16 protein-coding genes are annotated in these 16,096 nt (G+C 73.7%); 7 read left to right on the forward strand and 9 right to left on the reverse strand.

Annotated elements, in window-relative coordinates; translation table 11 throughout:
- Positions 1–138: 138 nt before the first annotated feature.
- Positions 139–492, reverse strand: a complete 354-nt coding sequence (locus ACFYPD_RS10840; RefSeq protein WP_387111314.1) for a sterol carrier family protein — start codon at positions 490–492, stop codon at positions 139–141.
- A gap of 158 nt (positions 493–650) precedes the next feature.
- On the opposite strand from ACFYPD_RS10840, the gene ACFYPD_RS10845 reads away from it, so the two are divergent.
- Together ACFYPD_RS10845 and ACFYPD_RS10850 are read left to right on the forward strand one after the other, a co-directional pair.
- Positions 651–2,702, forward strand: a complete 2,052-nt coding sequence (locus ACFYPD_RS10845) for a carboxypeptidase regulatory-like domain-containing protein (protein ID WP_387111317.1) — start codon at positions 651–653, stop codon at positions 2,700–2,702.
- 37 nt (positions 2,703–2,739) lie between these two features.
- Positions 2,740–2,895, forward strand: a complete 156-nt coding sequence (locus ACFYPD_RS10850; protein WP_387111320.1) for a hypothetical protein — start codon at positions 2,740–2,742, stop codon at positions 2,893–2,895.
- A 119-nt stretch (positions 2,896–3,014) separates the two neighbouring features.
- On the opposite strand, the gene ACFYPD_RS10855 is transcribed toward ACFYPD_RS10850, so the two are convergent.
- The 4 genes from ACFYPD_RS10855 to purS all read right to left on the reverse strand — a co-directional run bounded on the left by ACFYPD_RS10855 (position 3,015) and on the right by purS (position 7,602).
- Complete coding sequence (locus ACFYPD_RS10855; RefSeq protein ID WP_387111323.1) at positions 3,015–3,764, reverse strand: 2-phosphosulfolactate phosphatase; 750 nt, start codon at positions 3,762–3,764, stop codon at positions 3,015–3,017.
- Positions 3,765–3,774: 10 nt separating this feature from the next.
- The gene (gene purL / locus ACFYPD_RS10860) at positions 3,775–6,531 is read right to left on the reverse strand and encodes a phosphoribosylformylglycinamidine synthase subunit PurL (RefSeq protein ID WP_387111326.1); all 2,757 of its coding nucleotides are present in this window, start codon (positions 6,529–6,531) and stop codon (positions 3,775–3,777) included.
- Positions 6,532–6,658: 127 nt separating this feature from the next.
- The gene (gene purQ, locus ACFYPD_RS10865; RefSeq protein ID WP_091264340.1) at positions 6,659–7,342 is read right to left on the reverse strand and encodes a phosphoribosylformylglycinamidine synthase subunit PurQ; all 684 of its coding nucleotides are present in this window, start codon (positions 7,340–7,342) and stop codon (positions 6,659–6,661) included.
- Positions 7,339–7,602, reverse strand: coding sequence for a phosphoribosylformylglycinamidine synthase subunit PurS (purS, locus tag ACFYPD_RS10870; protein ID WP_030332194.1), 264 nt, complete (start codon positions 7,600–7,602; stop codon positions 7,339–7,341). Before purS ends, purQ begins: the two co-directional genes overlap by 4 nt.
- Positions 7,603–8,072: 470 nt before the next feature.
- Between purS and ACFYPD_RS10875 the strand changes: the two genes are divergently transcribed.
- Together ACFYPD_RS10875 and ACFYPD_RS10880 are read left to right on the forward strand one after the other, a co-directional pair.
- On the forward strand, positions 8,073–8,756 hold the full coding sequence (locus ACFYPD_RS10875; RefSeq protein ID WP_387111328.1) for a S1 family peptidase: 684 nt from the start codon (positions 8,073–8,075) through the stop codon (positions 8,754–8,756).
- 69 nt (positions 8,757–8,825) lie between these two features.
- A complete protein-coding gene (locus ACFYPD_RS10880; protein ID WP_387112336.1) occupies positions 8,826–9,347 on the forward strand; it encodes a YbjQ family protein in 522 nt (173 codons plus the stop codon).
- Between the two features lie 5 nt (positions 9,348–9,352).
- Here ACFYPD_RS10880 and purB read toward each other — a convergent pair whose 3' ends face one another.
- The 4 genes from purB to ACFYPD_RS10900 all read right to left on the reverse strand — a co-directional run bounded on the left by purB (position 9,353) and on the right by ACFYPD_RS10900 (position 12,853).
- Positions 9,353–10,774 (reverse strand): adenylosuccinate lyase, encoded by a 1,422-nt coding sequence (gene purB / locus ACFYPD_RS10885; protein ID WP_387111331.1) that lies wholly within the window; start codon positions 10,772–10,774, stop codon positions 9,353–9,355.
- 55 nt (positions 10,775–10,829) lie between these two features.
- The gene (locus tag ACFYPD_RS10890) at positions 10,830–11,081 is read right to left on the reverse strand and encodes a hypothetical protein (protein ID WP_387111334.1); all 252 of its coding nucleotides are present in this window, start codon (positions 11,079–11,081) and stop codon (positions 10,830–10,832) included.
- Between the two features lie 11 nt (positions 11,082–11,092).
- Entirely contained in the window at positions 11,093–11,458 is a 366-nt protein-coding gene (locus ACFYPD_RS10895; RefSeq protein ID WP_387112339.1) for a TNT domain-containing protein, read from the reverse strand.
- Between the two features lie 102 nt (positions 11,459–11,560).
- On the reverse strand, positions 11,561–12,853 hold the full coding sequence (locus ACFYPD_RS10900; RefSeq protein ID WP_387111336.1) for an acetyl-CoA C-acetyltransferase: 1,293 nt from the start codon (positions 12,851–12,853) through the stop codon (positions 11,561–11,563).
- 54 nt (positions 12,854–12,907) lie between these two features.
- On the opposite strand from ACFYPD_RS10900, the gene ACFYPD_RS10905 reads away from it, so the two are divergent.
- The 3 genes from ACFYPD_RS10905 to ACFYPD_RS10915 all read left to right on the forward strand — a co-directional run bounded on the left by ACFYPD_RS10905 (position 12,908) and on the right by ACFYPD_RS10915 (position 16,095).
- Complete coding sequence (locus tag ACFYPD_RS10905) at positions 12,908–14,266, forward strand: 3-oxoacyl-ACP reductase (RefSeq protein ID WP_387111338.1); 1,359 nt, start codon at positions 12,908–12,910, stop codon at positions 14,264–14,266.
- Between the two features lie 260 nt (positions 14,267–14,526).
- Positions 14,527–15,417, forward strand: a complete 891-nt coding sequence (locus ACFYPD_RS10910) for a MaoC/PaaZ C-terminal domain-containing protein (protein ID WP_387112341.1) — start codon at positions 14,527–14,529, stop codon at positions 15,415–15,417.
- A 66-nt stretch (positions 15,418–15,483) separates the two neighbouring features.
- Entirely contained in the window at positions 15,484–16,095 is a 612-nt protein-coding gene (locus tag ACFYPD_RS10915; protein ID WP_387111341.1) for a DedA family protein, read from the forward strand.
- Position 16,096 lies beyond the last annotated feature (1 nt).

A 16,096-nucleotide genomic window follows, 5' to 3' on the forward strand; every position in this document is an offset into this window, starting at 1 on the left:
GGCCTGGCGGAGGTCGGGGGCAAACTCCGCGCCGTGGGCCGGGGACCGTCGTCGCCTCACAGTGTACGCGAACAGCAGTCGATACCGACAGTCACGGAGTGCCCGCTGTGCGTGATCGCGCGCGGCGGGTCGCCGCAGCTAGAGCGGAAGGTGATCGGAGAGGTCCGCCCGGATGCCGGACACCCGTACGCGACCCTCGGTGACGGCCTCCGCCCAGCCGAGGCGGCCGGTGGCCAGCGCCAGCCAGGTCGCCGGGTCCATTTCCACCACATTCGGGGGCGTTCCGCGGGTGTGTCGCGGCCCCGCCACGCACTGCACCGCGCCGTAGGGTGGAACCCGCACCTCCACCGATCGGCCGGGGGCGCGCTCCGCGAGGGCGGCCAAGAGGGTACGGACCGCCTCCCGGTACACCGGCCGATCGGGCGTACGCCCCTCATCCAGCGCCGTCAACGTCGCCGCTACCGCGGCGGAATAAGTGTGCGGAGAGGACACGACGGGACGATACGACCCGGCGGCAACGAGCTCGACGCTGGCCCTGGGTAGAGATAGCCCGGCCAGACAAGGCATAGTTGCCGACGGCGTATTCGTACCGTGAGTGATCACCCGGCCGGAACGGCCGGCGGGGAGATCAGACCCGGAAGGCGGTGGACGTGTCAACACACCGACGTGCCTGGAAGCAGCGGGCCGGTGTGGTCGTGGCGCTGGTCTTCGGCGCGCTGCTCACCGTCCCCGCCACATCGGCCTCGGCCGCCAAGATCAGCACCGCCGACAATTCGGTCACGATCGACGCCGGCAGGAGCAGCACCGTCAACGTCGTGGTGCGGCCGGACGCCGGCGAGTCGTCCGCGGACATCGACGTGACCGGCCTGCCTGACGGAGTCACGTGTGGGGGATGTGGGCCGATCGACTTCGGCGGCATCCCGGCCCCGAAGCCGGTGACCCTGACCCTGTCGGCCGCGGCCACCGCGCCCGCGGCCAACGGGACCCAGGCGAGGATCACGGTCACCGGGGACAATCCCCGCACGCTGCGCGTCACCGTTCGGCCCGCCGCGCCCCCGACCCCGGATCAGCCGCAGACGGTCAAGTCCATCTCCGGCAAGGTCGTCATCGCGGACAACGGCGATCCCGTCGAGAACGCTCTCGTCATGCTCCGGGACAGCCGGAACAACAAGCGCGAGACCCACACGGACGGCAGCGGCAACTTCCGCTTCACCGGCTCCGCCTCTGACCCGATCGCGCCGGGCCGGATCGACCTGGGCGCCACCAAGGGTGACGCCAACCCCGGCACCAAGTCGGTCAACGCGTCGGCCGGCCAGTCGGTGACCGGTGTGCGGATCAGCGTGCCGATCAAGGTGGAGGCCTCGCCGAGCCCCAGCGCGTCGGCCAGCGAAGAGGCCCTGCCGAGCGAGGAAGCCACCGACGAGGCGACCGACGAGGCGGCCAGCGAGTCGCCCGCCGCCCAGCAGCCGGCCGCCAACGAGGACTCGGGCGGCTTCAGCTCCTGGCTGCTGATCCTGCTCGGCGGCCTCTTCGTCGCCGTCGGCGTGGGCACCATCGTGCTGCTCTACATGCGGCGCAAGAACGAGGACGGCGACGGTGACGGCGACGGTCCGAACGGGCCGATCGGCCCCGGTGGTCCGGCTGGAGCGGCCGGCGCCGTGCCGGGTGCCCGGGGCGCCTACCGGGGCGCGGACGACCAGACCCGGGTGGTGAACGGCATGGGCGCCGGGGCGGCCCCGACCATGCTCGGCGGCACCTCGCTCAGCGACGCGCCGACCATGATGCACCGCCCGGTCGTGGACGACGTCCCGCCGGATCCGTATGGCGCGCCGCCCGGGCCCTCGTACGGCGCCGGGGCGGGACAGCCCGGCTACGGCGGCTACGGCGACGAGGCTCCCGGTCAGGGCGGCTACGGCGGCAACAACGGCTACGGCACCGCCCCCGCCTCGGGCGGCGGCTACGGCGCGGCCCCGTCCTCGGGCGGCGGCTACGGCGGCCCCGACTACGGTGCCGGCGCCGCCGGCTACCCGCCAGCGCAGGGCGGCGGCTACGGCAGCGAGCGCTACGACGAGCCCACCGGCCGCTACACGGGTGACAGCACCCAGTACGCGCCGCCGGCCGACCCGTACCCGACCAGCACCTACCAGCCGGACCAGGGCCGGGGCTACGACCAGCCCGGCCAGGGCCAGTACGGCGGTGGCCCGGAGCAGGGCGGCTACGGCGCCGGCCCCGCCGGCGGCTACGGCGCCCCGGCAGGTGGCTATGACAACGGTCCCGCGGGCGGCTACGACAACGGCCCGGCCAGCGGCTACGACGGCGGCCAGGCCGGTGGTTACGACAACCGCCAGGGCGGCTACGACGGTCGCCAGCAGGCCGGATACGACGCCGGCCAGCAGGGCGGCGGGTACGACGGCGGCCAGCAGGGCGGCTACGACGGCGGCCCGCAGGGCGGCTACGACGGTTACGACCAGCGCGGCGGCTACGGCGGCGGCAACGGTTACGGCCAGCCTCAGCAGGGTGGCTACGGCCAGCAGGGCGGCTACGGCCAGGAGCAGCAGCCGCCGCAGCAGCGCGGCGGTGGCTACGACAAGCCGGGCCACGACCAGGGTGGCTACTACGCCGACCCGGCCGAGGCCGGGCGGGGCCGACCCGACGCCCCGCAGGACCGCGGCGGCCGCCGCCTGGACTGGCTGGACGACTGACGGCCGGGGCGCGAGCGCCCCACCGAGCACGACGAGAGTGGCCGCCCGGCTGAGCCGGGCGGCCACTTCGCTGATCCGGCTGGCCCCGGAGCTGCGCCGGCTGCTCCCCGACGACGGCGAGGAGCCGGCCACACCACGCACACGGCGGCCGCATCACCTGCAGGGCTCGCCCGGCCCGCCGCTGACTCGTTGACGTCATCACGTTCGTAGCGCCGGCGCTGAACGGCACCGCAGCCGGGCGGACCGACCCGGGGGGCCGTCGACGAGCGTGTCGGGATCCTCGGCGAGCACCGCGGCGAGGGGGCCGCCGGCTCAGCCGGCGGCGAAGTAGCCCTGGCGCAGCACCGGCACCACGTCGGAGACGCCGAGTTCGACGGCGACGGCCACGTCCTCGGCGAAGCCACCCTCGACGAGTTCCCGGCCGGAGACGCAGCCCCGCACCGCGGCCGGCACGTCGGGCGTGCTGGCCAGGGCGGCCAGGGCCATGGCCGCCTCCACCGAGAGCCCGCCCGGGACCCCGGAGAGGGCGTCGAGCACGCTGGCCGCCCCGAGCTGGTCCTCCACGCCGGGGCGCAGGGAACCGTCCGGCCAGCGTTCACCGGCGGCCACCACTCCCACGGGGGCGTCGGTCGAGCCGTACCCCTGGGCGCGGAGCCAGCGCCCGACGGCGGGCGCGTTACGCAGGCACGCCGCGACCACCGGCACGCCGGTGGCGCTCGCGGCGGCGCTGATGGCCGAGCCGTTCGGCGACGGCAGCACCAGGTCGGCGACGACCGGCGCGGTCCGCAGCGCGGCCGGGGAGAGCGACCACGGGTGTTCCGGGGTCGTCTTCCGGCGGCCGACAGCCGCGACGGCGCCGACCCGGCGGGCGTAGTCGGCGGCCTGTTCGCCCCAGGGGAACGGGTGCACCCGCATGCCGCGGCTGACCGCCACCTCCACGGCGGTGGTGAACGAGAGCACGTCCACCACCACCAGGGCGGCGCAGACCCGGCCGAGTTCCGCGGCCCCGCTCAGCCCCCAGTCGAACCGGGCGCCGGCGCCGGGTTGGGCGAAGACGGCCAAGGCCAGGGCCTCAGCGCTGATCCGGGGCGGGACGCTGGTCCGGGTCAGCGGTGGCCGTCGCGGCGCCGTCCGGGCCGCCCGTGGCATCGGAAGCGTCGGCGGGACCGTCGGTCGGGCCGTCGGCCTCGTCCGCCGGTGCCTCGTCCGCCGCAGCCTCGTTCACCACAGCCTCGCCGGTCGGGGCGTCGTCGGCCACCGGAGCGTCCGCCACGTCGGCGGAGGCGGTCGCCTCGGCCTCGGCCTCGGTCTCCACCGGAGCGGCGCCGGCCTGCGCGATCGGCTCGGAGGCGACCTCGGCCGGGTCGACGTCGACCGGCTGCTCGGCGGTGGCCGGCAGGACGGTGGTCGTCCCGGTGCGGGCGGCCTCCACCTCCACCCGGGCCGCTTCCGCGCCGCCGAAGAGGCGCGGGAGGGTGGCGGTGTGCGCCTCGCGCAGCTCGTCGAGGCCGATCCGGAACTGGCCGTGCACCTCCAGTGCGCCGCCGGCCGGGTCGGTGACCCCGATGAACTCCCACGGCACCCCGCGCTCGGCGCAGAGGGCGGTGAACGCCTTCTCGTGCCCGCGCGGCACCGACACCAGCACGCGGCCGGCGGACTCGCTGAACAGGAAGACGAACGGCATCGAGCCGCCGGCGAAGTGCTCCGGCAGCACGACCCGGGCGCCGACGCCGCGCCGCAGGCTGGACTCGACCAGGCTCTGGGCGAGACCACCGTCGGAGAGATCGTGCGCGGAGCTGAGGTGCCCGACCCGGGCCGCGTCGGCGAGCAGCTCGGCGAGCTGCCGCTCGCGGGCCAGGTCGACCTGCGGCGGGATGCCGCCCAGGTGCTCGTGGGTCACCCAGGCCCACTCCGAGCCGGAGAGCTCGACGTGCGTCTCGCCCAGCAGGAAGAGCTGGTCGTGGTCGCCGGCCGGCCGCGGCACGAAGCCCATCGGCACCCGGTCCGCGACGTTGTCCAGCACGCCCAGCACGCCGACCACGGGAGTCGGGTGGATGGCCGCCGCGCCGGTCTGGTTGTAGAAGCTGACGTTGCCGCCGGTCACCGGGATGCCCAGCTCCAGGCAGCCGTCGGCCAGGCCGCGCACGGCCTCGGCGAACTGCCACATGACGCCCGGGTCTTCCGGCGAGCCGAAGTTGAGGCAGTTGGTCACGGCGATCGGCTTCGCGCCGGTCACCGCCACGTTCCGGTACGCCTCCGCCAGCGCGAGCTTCGTCCCGTGGTACGGGTCGAGGCGCGCGTACCGGCCGTTGCCGTCGACGGAGAGGGCGACGCCCAGGCCGGTCCGCTCGTCGATCCGGATCACGCCGGAGTCCTCCGGCTGGGCGAGCACGGTGTTGCCCAGCACGTACCGGTCGTACTGCTCGGTGACCCAGGTCTTGTCGGCCAGGTTCGGCGACGCGATCATGCGGAGCAGGGTCTCCCGGAGGGCCTCCGGGTCGCTCGGGCGGGGCAGCGTCTCGGCCCGGTCGGCCTGGAGCAGGATCAGGTCGGCCGGCTCGCGCATGGGGCGGGCGTAGACGGGGCCGTCATCGACCAGCGAGCCCGGCGGCACGTCCACGACCAACTGGTCGCGCCAGGTGATCAGCAGGCGGCCCGGCTGTCCGTCCGGCGACGGCGCAGTGACCTCACCGATGGCGGTGGCGAGGACGCCCCACTTCTCGGCGGTCTTGAGCACCGCCTCCAGCTTGTCGGGAGCGACCACCAGCAGCATCCGCTCCTGGGACTCGCTGGCCAGGATCTCGTGCGGCTCCATCGACGGCTCGCGCAGCGGCACCCGCTCCAGCCAGACGCGCATGCCGGTGCCGGCCGCGGCGGCCGTCTCGGTGAGCGCGCAGGTCAGGCCGGCGCCGCCGAGGTCCTGGATGCCGACGACCAGCTCGGCGTCGTACAGCTCGAGGCACGACTCGATGAGCAGCTTCTCGATGAACGGGTCACCCACCTGCACGGCCGGGCGGCGCTGCTCGCTGCCCTCGTCGAAGGTGGCGCTGGCCAGCACCGACACGCCGCCGATGCCGTCCCGGCCGGTCTTGGCGCCCAACAGCACCACGACGTTGCCCGGCCCGGCTGCGGCCTTGTTCTGCAGCCGGGACACCGGCAGCACGCCGAGGCAGAGCGCGTTGAGCAGCGGGTTGCCCTGGTAGCTGGGATCGAAGACGAGCTCGCCGCCGATGTTGGGCAGGCCGAGGCAGTTGCCGTAGCCGCCCACGCCGGCCACCACGCCGGGCAGCACCCGGGCGGTGTCCGGGTGGTCGGCCGCGCCGAAGCGCAGCGGGTCCATGACGGCCACCGGGCGGGCGCCCATGGCGAGGATGTCCCGGACGATGCCGCCCACGCCGGTCGCCGCGCCCTGGTACGGCTCGACGAAGCTCGGGTGGTTGTGCGACTCGACCTTGAAGGTCACCGCCAGCTCGTCGGAGACCTGGACCACGCCGGCGTTCTCGCCGATGCCGGCCAGCAGCCGGTCGCTCGGCGGGGCCTTCTCGCCGAACTGGCGCAGGTGCACCTTGCTCGACTTGTAGGAGCAGTGCTCGCTCCACATGATCGAGTACATGGCCAGCTCGGCCTGGGTGGGCCGGCGGCCGAGGATGTGCCGGATCCGGTCGTACTCGTCGTCGCGGAGGCCCAGCTCAGCGTAGGGCTGGAGCTCCTCGGGGGTGCCGGTGGCGCGGGGCACGGTGTCCACGCCGAGGGCCCAGTCGTCGACCGGGCCGGCCTGCGGCACCACGCCCGGCGTCTCCCGCAGGGCCGGGTCCGGATGGGTGGTCATGACCTCTCCTCGCTGCGCTCGCCGCCGTGGCGGCGGGTGAGCCGACCGATGATCCCGCCGCGCACAGTCACCGAGCCGATCTTCGTTCGCGACTGCGGGGCTCGCAGACCCGGCTCGCTCCTCACGCTCACGCGGGGGCTCCCACCAGGTGCTTGAGCACCGAGGTGAAGAAGCCGAGACCGTCCAGGGAGGGGCCGGTGAGCGCCTCCACCGCGTGCTCGGGATGCGGCATGATGCCGACCACGTTGCCGGCCTCGTTGGTGATCGCGGCGATGTCGCGCTGCGATCCGTTGGGGTTGCCGCCGACGTAGCGGGCGACCACGCGGCCCTCGGCCTCCAGGCGGTCCAGCGTCGCCGGGTCGGCGACGTAGCAGCCCTCGCCGTTCTTGACCGGGATGAGCACCTCCTGGCCGGGCTGGAACGCGTTGGTCCAGGCGGTGCCGACGGCCTCGATCCGGAGGACCTGGTCCCGGTTGCGGAAGTGCAGGTGCTGGTTGCGGGTGAGCGCGCCGGGCAGCAGGTGGGCCTCGCAGAGGATCTGGAAGCCGTTGCAGATGCCGAGCACCGGCAGGCCGCCGCGGGCGGCGTCGACGATCGAGCCCATCACCGGGGCGAACCGGGCGATCGCACCGCAGCGCAGGTAGTCACCGTAGGAGAAGCCACCGGGCAGGACCACCGCGTCCACGCCGTGCAGGTCCGGGTCGCCGTGCCAGAGCCGGACCGGTTCGGCGCCGGCGATCCGGACGGCCCGGGCCGCGTCCCCGTCGTCGAGTGAGCCGGGGAACGTCACCACACCGACCCGCGCGGTCACGAGCGCGCGTCCGCGGTCTCGTCGGCCTCGACCAGGCGGACGGTGAAGTCCTCGATGACCGGGTTGGCGAGCAGCTTGTCGGCGATCTCCCGGGCCCGGTCCAGGTCCGGTTCACCGGTGAACTCGATCTCGATCCGCCTGCCGATCCGGACCGAGGCGACGTCGCTGACGCCGAGCCGGGGCAGCGCGTTTGCGACGGCCTGGCCCTGAGGATCGAGGATCTCGGGCTTGAGCATGACGTCGACGACGACGCGAGGCACGGGGCACTCCTGACTGTGTACGCAGTTGGGTGCCGGCCCACAACGGGCGAGCGCAGCCAGCCTACCTGGCAGATACCGTCCCGCCCGCACCGGCCGGTGCCCGGTCAGGCAGTGATCGGCGTAACCGGCCGCCCGGGCGAAGGGCCGATACGCGTTCGTTGCGGCGTCGATATGAATTCGTTGCCCGGCGCGGTGGCCTGGTCGCGCCGCCGGGGCTGCCACCAGGCATTTTCCCGCGAAACGTCGGCGGTCGGACCGGTTTCCGACAGGCGGGCGGCAGCTCGGCCCGACCGGGTCGTAACATCGCTTGATTTCGATTTAACTCTTGTGACGAACATCGGACCACCCTTAGCATGCATCGTCAGACGTCGATGAGTTAATCGACTCCCGCCGCTGGACCCACCCCGCCCGGCGGCACCACCACCTGCCCGGCGATCCCGGGCCCCCCGCCGCAGAAGGAGTCCCCCGAGATGCGTCTCCGTCCCCTGCTCGCCGTGCTGACCACCACCCTCGCCGGCGTGCTCGCCACCGCCTCCGGTGCCACCGCCGCGCCGGCCGGCCCGCAACCGATCATCGGTGGCAGCACCGTCTCGTCCGCCCCGTGGGCCGCCGCCGTTTTCAGCAACGGCTCGTTCACCTGTTCCGGCAGCGTGATCGCGTCCCAGTGGGTGCTCACCGCCCGGCACTGCGTCAGCGGCTCGATGTCGGTCCGGGTCGGCAGCGTCTACTACGCCTCGGGCGGGGTCACCCGCACGGTGAGCGCCTCCTACACCCGCAACGACCTGGCCCTGCTCCGCCTGTCCAGCGCGGTCAGCACCTCCACCGTGACGCTGGCCAGCAGCAACCCGCCGGTCGGCTCCACCAACTCGATCTACGGCTGGGGCATGACCTGCTACAGCGGCTGCGGCGCATCCCCCCAGCTCAAGACCGCCAACGTGCAGGTCACCAGCACCAACGCCACCGACGCCTACGGCGGCCAGGCGATCCGCAGCACCCGGATCAACGGCAACGCCTGGCGGGGCGACTCGGGCGGCCCGGAGTTCTACAACGGCCGGCAGGTCGGTGTCGCCTCCACGGCCGACGGCTCCAGCATCCAGAACTACGGCAGTGTCGCGTACAACCGGGCCTGGATCACCTCGGTGGCCGGTGTCTGACGGTTAGCGCCGGTGCGGCGCGGATGGGTCGGTGGCATCCCGACCGTCCGCGCCGCGCTGTTTTGCAGCATCCGATCAGGTGAACACGGCTCACGAATCGGCCGCCCGACGGCTGACAGCATCGGAACCGTGCTGGTCGTGACGACGGATCAACTGCCCGGCTACGAGATCCGCCAGATCCTCGGCGAAGTGGTCTCCTCGATGGCGCGGACCCGCAACCCGTACCGCGAAGGGGTCAAGAACCTGCGCGGTGGCGCCTACGACCCGATGGCGCCGGACAATCTCACCCGCTGGCGTACCGACTCGGTGGCCCGGCTCGGCGAGGAGGCCATGCGGCTCGGCGCGAACGCGGTGATCGGCATGCGCTTCGACAGCCGGGACTGCGGCGAGATGTGGATGGAGATCTGCGCGTACGGGACGGCGGTGATCGTCGTACCCAAGACGCCCGACGTCATGCCGCCGGACCAGCCGATGATCGCGGCGGAGACCGCCCACGACGCGGAGATCACCTCCGCGCCCGGCGGCATCGCCGAACCGGCCAGCGCCCCCAACCTCCGGACCGCCGGCGAAACCCCCACTCCCGGCTCCTGACCCGGTCACAGGATGGGGGGCGGGGAGTAGGCGGCGGCTTCGGGGTGGGCTTCCACGATCGTGGTGATGCGGGCGGTCACCCGGTCGACCTGGGCTCCGGCGGCGCCGACGAAGGCGTTGCGGTCGGCGACCAGGGCGTCGATCTCGGCCCGGCTCAGGCCCAGCCGGCCGTCGGCGGCGAGCCGGTCGAACAGGTCGTTCTCGGCGGCGCCCTTCTCCCGCATGGCCAGCGCCACGCCGACCGCGTGCTCCTTGATCACCTCGTGTGCGACCTCTCGGCCCACACCCCGGCGCACCGCCGCGACCAGGATCTTGGTGGTGGCCAGGAACGGCAGGAAGCGCTCCAGCTCCCGGTTGATCACCGCCGGGTACGGGCCGAACTCGTCCAGCACGGTGAGGAACGTCTGGAACAGCCCGTCGGCGGCGAAGAAGGCGTCCGGCAGGGCCACCCGGCGGACCACCGAGCAGGAGACGTCCCCCTCGTTCCACTGGTCGCCGGCCAGCTCACCGACCATCGACAGGTAGCCCCGGATGATCACCGCGAAGCCGTTCACCCGCTCCGACGAACGGGTGTTCATCTTGTGCGGCATGGCGCTGGAGCCCACCTGGCCGGGCTTGAAGCCCTCGGTGACCAGCTCCTGGCCGACCATCAGCCGGATCGTGGTGGAAAGCGACGACGGCGCGGCGGCGACCTGGGCCAGCGCGGAGAGCACGTCGAAGTCCAGCGACCGCGGGTAGACCTGGCCGACGCTGTCCAGCACCCGGGCGAAGCCCAGGTGCTCGGCGACCCGGCGCTCCAGCTCGGCCACCTTGTCGGCGTCGCCGTCGAAGAGGTCGAGCTGATCGGCGGCGGTGCCCACCGGCCCCTTGATGCCGCGCAGCGGATAGCGGTCGATCAGGTCCGCCAGCCGCTCGTACGCGATCAGCAGCTCCTCGGCGGCGGACGCGAAGCGCTTGCCCAGCGTGGTGGCCTGCGCGGCGACGTTGTGCGACCGGCCGGTCATCACCAGGCCGGAGTATTCGTGGGCGTGCCAGGCCAGCCGGGCCAGGGTGGCGACCATCCGGTCCCGGATCAGCTCCAGCGAGGCCCGGATCTGGAGCTGCTCGACGTTCTCGGTGAGGTCCCGGGAGGTCATCCCCTTGTGCACGTGCTCGTGCCCGGCGCGGGCGCTGAACTCCTCGATCCGGGCCTTCACGTCGTGCCGGGTGACCCGCTCGCGTTCCGCGATCGAGGCCAGGTCCACGTCGTCGACCACCCGCTCGTACGCCTCGACCACCCCGTCCGGCACCGGCACGCCGAGGTCCCGCTGGGCCTTGAGCACGGCGAGCCAGAGCCGCCGCTCCATGCGTACCTTCTCCTCCGGCGACCAGAGAGCGACCAGCTCGGGCGAGGCGTAGCGGTTGGCGAGCACGTTCGGGATCGTCACGGCCCCATTCTCCCGTACCCACCGACCAGCGCTCCGGCCGGCCCACGAGGCCGGATCACGCAGGAGCCGGGCGGCCGGTGAGGGCGTGGTAGAGCCCGGCGCAGGCCTCCTCCTCGGTGTCGAAGTGCTGGCGGACGTCGTGCACCCCGCGCTCGTAGAGGCCGATCTCCCAGCCACCGCCCGGTGCGTGGCGGAGGAACCAGAAGTCGGCCGGCACCGGCACATGCTCGTGGACATCCTCCAGTTCGAAGGCGTCCGGCGAGATTCCCGCCGCCAGCAGGGCCCCGCGCACCTGGTGCCGATCCACCGCCCACCTCCTCAGCAGATGCCGACGTCCGCCGCTGTCGCACACGTGATCGGGTCGCTGCCCAGGTCCTCCTCGACGAGGTACCCGTTGTCGAGCAGCCACCGCACGCTCAGCACGGCCCCGGCCTGGGGCAGGTACGCCGGGTTGAGCCGGATCTGCGTACCCATGCCGGGCTGGGCGAACCACGGCGCGACCGGGCCGGAGTCGACGGTGAACGGCGTGCGTACGCAGTAGACGTGGTAGTTGGCGAGTGGGGCGTCCTCCGGGGTGTTCAGGTTCTGCGGGGTGAGGGATCGCGAGCTGAACGGCGTGCCGAGCGGGGCGAGGAGCGTGCCGCCGGGGAAGCCGAACCGGTCGAGCCGGTAGCCCGGGAGCAGGGTCTGCGCCTGCTTGACCGGCCGTCCGTCCCGGGCCGATGACGAAGCACGACGAGCGACGCCCGCCCGGTTCGACCCGGGCGGGGCGTCGGCCGTTCAGGATCAGCGCTCCAGGATCGCCGTGACGCCCTGCCCACCGGCCGCGCAGATGGAGATCAGCCCCCGCCCGCTCCCCTTCTGGTCGAGGAGCTTGGCCAGGGTCGCCACGATCCGGCCGCCGGTGGCCGCGAACGGGTGCCCGGCGGCCAACGAGGAGCCGTTGACGTTGAGCCGGTCCCGGTCGATCGCGCCGAGCGGCGCGTCCAAGCCGAGCCGCTCCTTGCAGAACTCCGGCGACTCCCAGGCGGCCAGGGTGGCCAGCACCTGCGAGGCGAACGCCTCGTGGATCTCGTAGTAGTCGAAGTCCTGCAGGGTCAGCCCGGCCCGGGCCAGCATCCGGGGCACCGCGTACGCGGGGGCCATCAGCAGGCCCTCGTCGCCGTGCACGAAGTCGACCGCCGCCGTCTCGGACCAGGAGAACCAGGCCAGCACCGGCAGGTGGTGCTCGCGCGCCCACTCCTCCGACGCCAGCAGCACAGTGGACGCCCCGTCGGTGAGCGGCGAGGAGTTACCGGCCGTCATGGTGGCCCCCTCGGCGTCCGGACCCTTGGCCCCGAAGACCGGCTTCAGCGAGCCGAGCTTCTCCAGGCTGGTGTCCGGGCGGAGGTTCTGGTCGCGGGTGAGCCCCAGATAGGGGGTCATCAGGTCGTCGAAGAACCCCTTCTCGTACGCGGCGGCGAGCCGCTGGTGCGAGCGGAGTGCCAACTCGTCCTGGGCCTGCCGGTCGACGTTCCAGCGCAGCGCGGTCTTCGCGGCGTGGTCGCCCATCGACAGCCCGGTCCGCGGTTCCGCGTTGCGCGGGATCTCCGGCTTGAACGGCTGGAGCGGGCGGAGCTTGGCGGCGATCTTCAGCCGCTCGCCGAGGGTCCGGGCGGAGTTGAGCTGGATCAGGGTCCGGCGCAGGTCCTCGTTGACCGCCAGCGGCGCGTCCGAGGTGGTGTCGACGCCCCCGGCGATGCCGACCTCGATCTGCCCGAGGGCGATCTTGTTGGCGACCAGGATGGCGGCCTCCAGCCCGGTGCCGCAGGCCTGCTGGATGTCGTACGCCGGGGTGTGCGGGTCGAGCCGGGAGCCGAGCACCACCTCGCGGGTGAGGTTGAAGTCCCGGGAGTGCTTGAGCACGGCGCCCGCCACCACCTCGCCGACCCGCTGCCCGGCCAGCCCGAACCGGGCCACCAGCCCGTCCAGCGCCGCACCGAGCATGTCCGCGTTGGACGCGTGCGCGTAGCGCGAGTTGGACCGGGCGAAGGGGATGCGGTTGCCGCCGATCACCGCGACCCGCCGGACACTCTGCACGATCGGCCTCCTCGAAGCTGTTGCCCGAACCCTACTCGCCAGTAGGCTACGCCTATGACCGACAGGTACGCGAGCTTCGTCCATACGGGGGCCGGCCGCGCGCTGGTCAAGCGCCTCGGGCTGCCCGACCCGCCTCGCCTGCGCCGGCACACGCCGGGCGACCCGCTCGTCCCCGGGCCGGTCCTGCTTGGCTCGTCGACCGACGGCCGGCTCGCCGAGCCGGTGGGCAAGGTGCTGACCGCCGCCGGGGTCGAGCTGGTCGACCCGGCCGCCGCCACCGACGCCACGGCCCGCTTCGCAGCCCTGGTGTACGACGCCAGCGGCATCACCGACTCCACCGGCCTGCGCCAGCTCTACGACTTCTTCCACCCGCAGGCCCGGGCGCTGCAGCCCAGCGGCCGGGTGATCGTGCTGGGCACCCCGCCGGCCGAATGCGGCTCGCCCCGGGAGGCCACCGCCCAGCGCGCGCTGGAGGGGCTGACCCGCAGCATCGGCAAGGAGTTCGGCCGGGGCGTGACGGCCCAGCTCGTCTACGTGACGAAGGACGGCGACGCCGGCACCCCGGCCAGCCTGGAGGCCACCCTGCGGTTCCTGCTCAGCGGCCGGTCCGCGTACGTCTCCGGCCAGGTGATCCGGATCGGCGCCGGGACGGCCGCCGCGCCGGCCGACTGGGACCGGCCGCTGGACGGCCAGGTCGTCCTGGTCACCGGGGCGGCCCGGGGCATCGGCGCGGCGCTGGCCCGGGTGCTCGCCCGGGACGGCGCCTCGGTCGTCGCGCTGGACATCCCGGCCGCCGGGGACGAGTTGGCCGCGGTCGCCAACGAGATCGGCGGCAGCGCGGTGCAGCTCGACCTGACGGCGCCGGACGCACCGACCCGGCTGGCCGAGCACCTGGCGAGCCGGCACGGCCGGGTCGACGTGGTGGTGCACAACGCCGGCATCACCCGGGACAAGACGCTCGGCCGGATGGACGCCGACCGCTGGGACTCGGTGATCGACGTGAACCTCTCCAGCCAGGAGCGGATCAACGACGTGCTGCTGGAGCGCGACCTGATCCCGGCCGGCGGCCGGATCGTCTCGGTCTCGTCGATCGCCGGCATCGCGGGCAACCGGGGGCAGACCAACTACGCGACCAGCAAGGCCGGGGTGATCGGCCTGGTCGACTCCCTCTCCCCGGTGCTGGGCGAGCGGGGCATCAGCCTCAACGCGGTCGCGCCCGGCTTCATCGAGACCCGGCTGACCGCCCGGATCCCGCTGCTGATCCGCGAGGCGGGCCGGCGGATGAACAGCATGGCCCAGGGCGGCCTGCCGGTGGACGTGGCCGAGACGATCGGCTGGCTGTCCTGGCCGGCGAGCGGCGCGGTCAGCGGCAACGTGGTCCGGGTCTGCGGCCAGAGCCTGCTGGGGGCGTGATGGCGCGGCGGAAGCAGCGGCCGGAGGAGCCGGCCGAGGAGCTGTCGGTGCACGACCTGATCGAGGGGCCGACCCAGGACCTCACCTCGGCCCGCGCGGCGCTCGCCGCCCGGGATCTCCCGGAGCCGCAGGTCGAGGCGACCCAGGATCTGTCGGCGCTGGCCGACGACCGCACCCAGGACCTGTCCGCGCTGGCCGACGACCGCACCCGCGACCTGTCCCGCGCGGCCGCGGCGGTCACGTCGGGCGGCGCGGCCACCCTGACCGCCCCGGAGCGCACCGGGCCGGACGGCCGCCTGCGCATCGACCTGCCGCGGCTGCCGGCGCCGGGGGCGCTCTACCGGCGGGCCCTGCTGGGGGCGCTGCCCGGCATGGGCGGCCGGCGCCGGCAGGACGTGCCCGCGGTGGAGCTGGGCGTCTCCGGGGTGACGGTCGACCCGGCCCATCTGGCCGACTACGACCGGGTGTGCGGGTTCCGGCTGGCCGACCGGCTGCCGGCGACGTACCTGCACGTGCTGGGCTTTCCGCTGTCGCTTCGGCTGATGACCGCGCCGGAGTTCCCCATCCCGCTGACCGGGGTGGTGCACGTGGCGAACCGGATCACCGTGCACCGGCCGGTGGAGGTCGGCGAGACGGTGGACTTCCGCACGTACGCCGAGAACCTGCGCCCGCACGAGCGGGGCCGGCAGCTCGACGTGGTGCTGGTCGGCTCGGTGGACGGGGAGGAGGTCTGGCGGGGCGTCTCGACGTACCTCGGGCGGGAGCGCGCGGCGGGCGGCGGCCCGCGGCGCGAGCTGGGTGACCGCCCGACCCCGCCGGCCGCCTCGGCGCACTGGCGGGTGACTCCCCGGGTGGGCACCGACTACGCGCGGGTCTCCGGCGACCACAACCCGATCCACACCTCGAAGCTGGGCGCACGGCTGTTCGGCTTCCCGCGCCCGATCGCCCACGGCATGTGGAGCAAGGCCCGCTGCCTGGCCGCGCTGGAGAGCCGGCTGCCGGAGTCCTACACGGTGGAGGTGGCCTTCAAGCTGCCCGTGCCGCTGCCGTCGACGGTGGCCTTCAGCGCCGCCGCCACGGGCGCGACCTGGGACTTCGCGCTGCACGACGCGCGGCGGGGCCGGCCGCACCTGGTGGGCACCGTCCGCTGAGCCCCTTGCTGACGCCTTTGCAGAGGAAGTGCCCCCTGCTGACACCGCACCCCAGAGCATGGGGGCATGGGGGACGTGCTCGACCTGCTGCACCAGACGGTGACCTCACCGTGGGCGTACCTGGTGATCATCGCGGTCACCGCGGTCGACGCGTTCTTCCCGGCGGTGCCCGGCGAGACCGTGGCGATCACCGCGGGGGTCTTCGCGGCCGGCGGGGAGCCGAACCTGGTCGGGGTGATCGTGGCCGCCGCCTTCGGCGCGTTCCTCGGCGACCACATCTCCTACGCGATCGGGCGCGGCGGCGGCGCGCACCGGCTGGCCCGGCTACCCGTCGACAGCCGGCGCCGGGCGAGTTCCGAGTGGGCCCGACGGGCGGTGGACCGGCGCGGTGGGATCATCCTGACCACCGCCCGGTACGTCCCCGGCGGCCGGACCGCGGTCACCCTGACCATGGGCGCGGTCCGCTACCCGGCCCGCTCCTTCCTCATGTACGACGCGCTGGCCTGCGGCACCTGGGGGATCTACTGCGGCCTGCTCGGCTATTTCGGCGGGCTGGCCTTCGAGCACAACCCGGTCCAGGCCCTGCTCGCCGGCGTCGGCCTCTCGGTGGCGGTCACCGGCCTGTTCGAGGCGGTCCGCTGGGCCCGCCGCCGCGCCCGCGCCACCGCACGACGATGAC

Origin of the sequence: Micromonospora sp. NPDC005299, assembly GCF_042872345.1 — a bacterium.
Taxonomy (GTDB): Bacteria; Actinomycetota; Actinomycetes; order Mycobacteriales; family Micromonosporaceae; genus Micromonospora.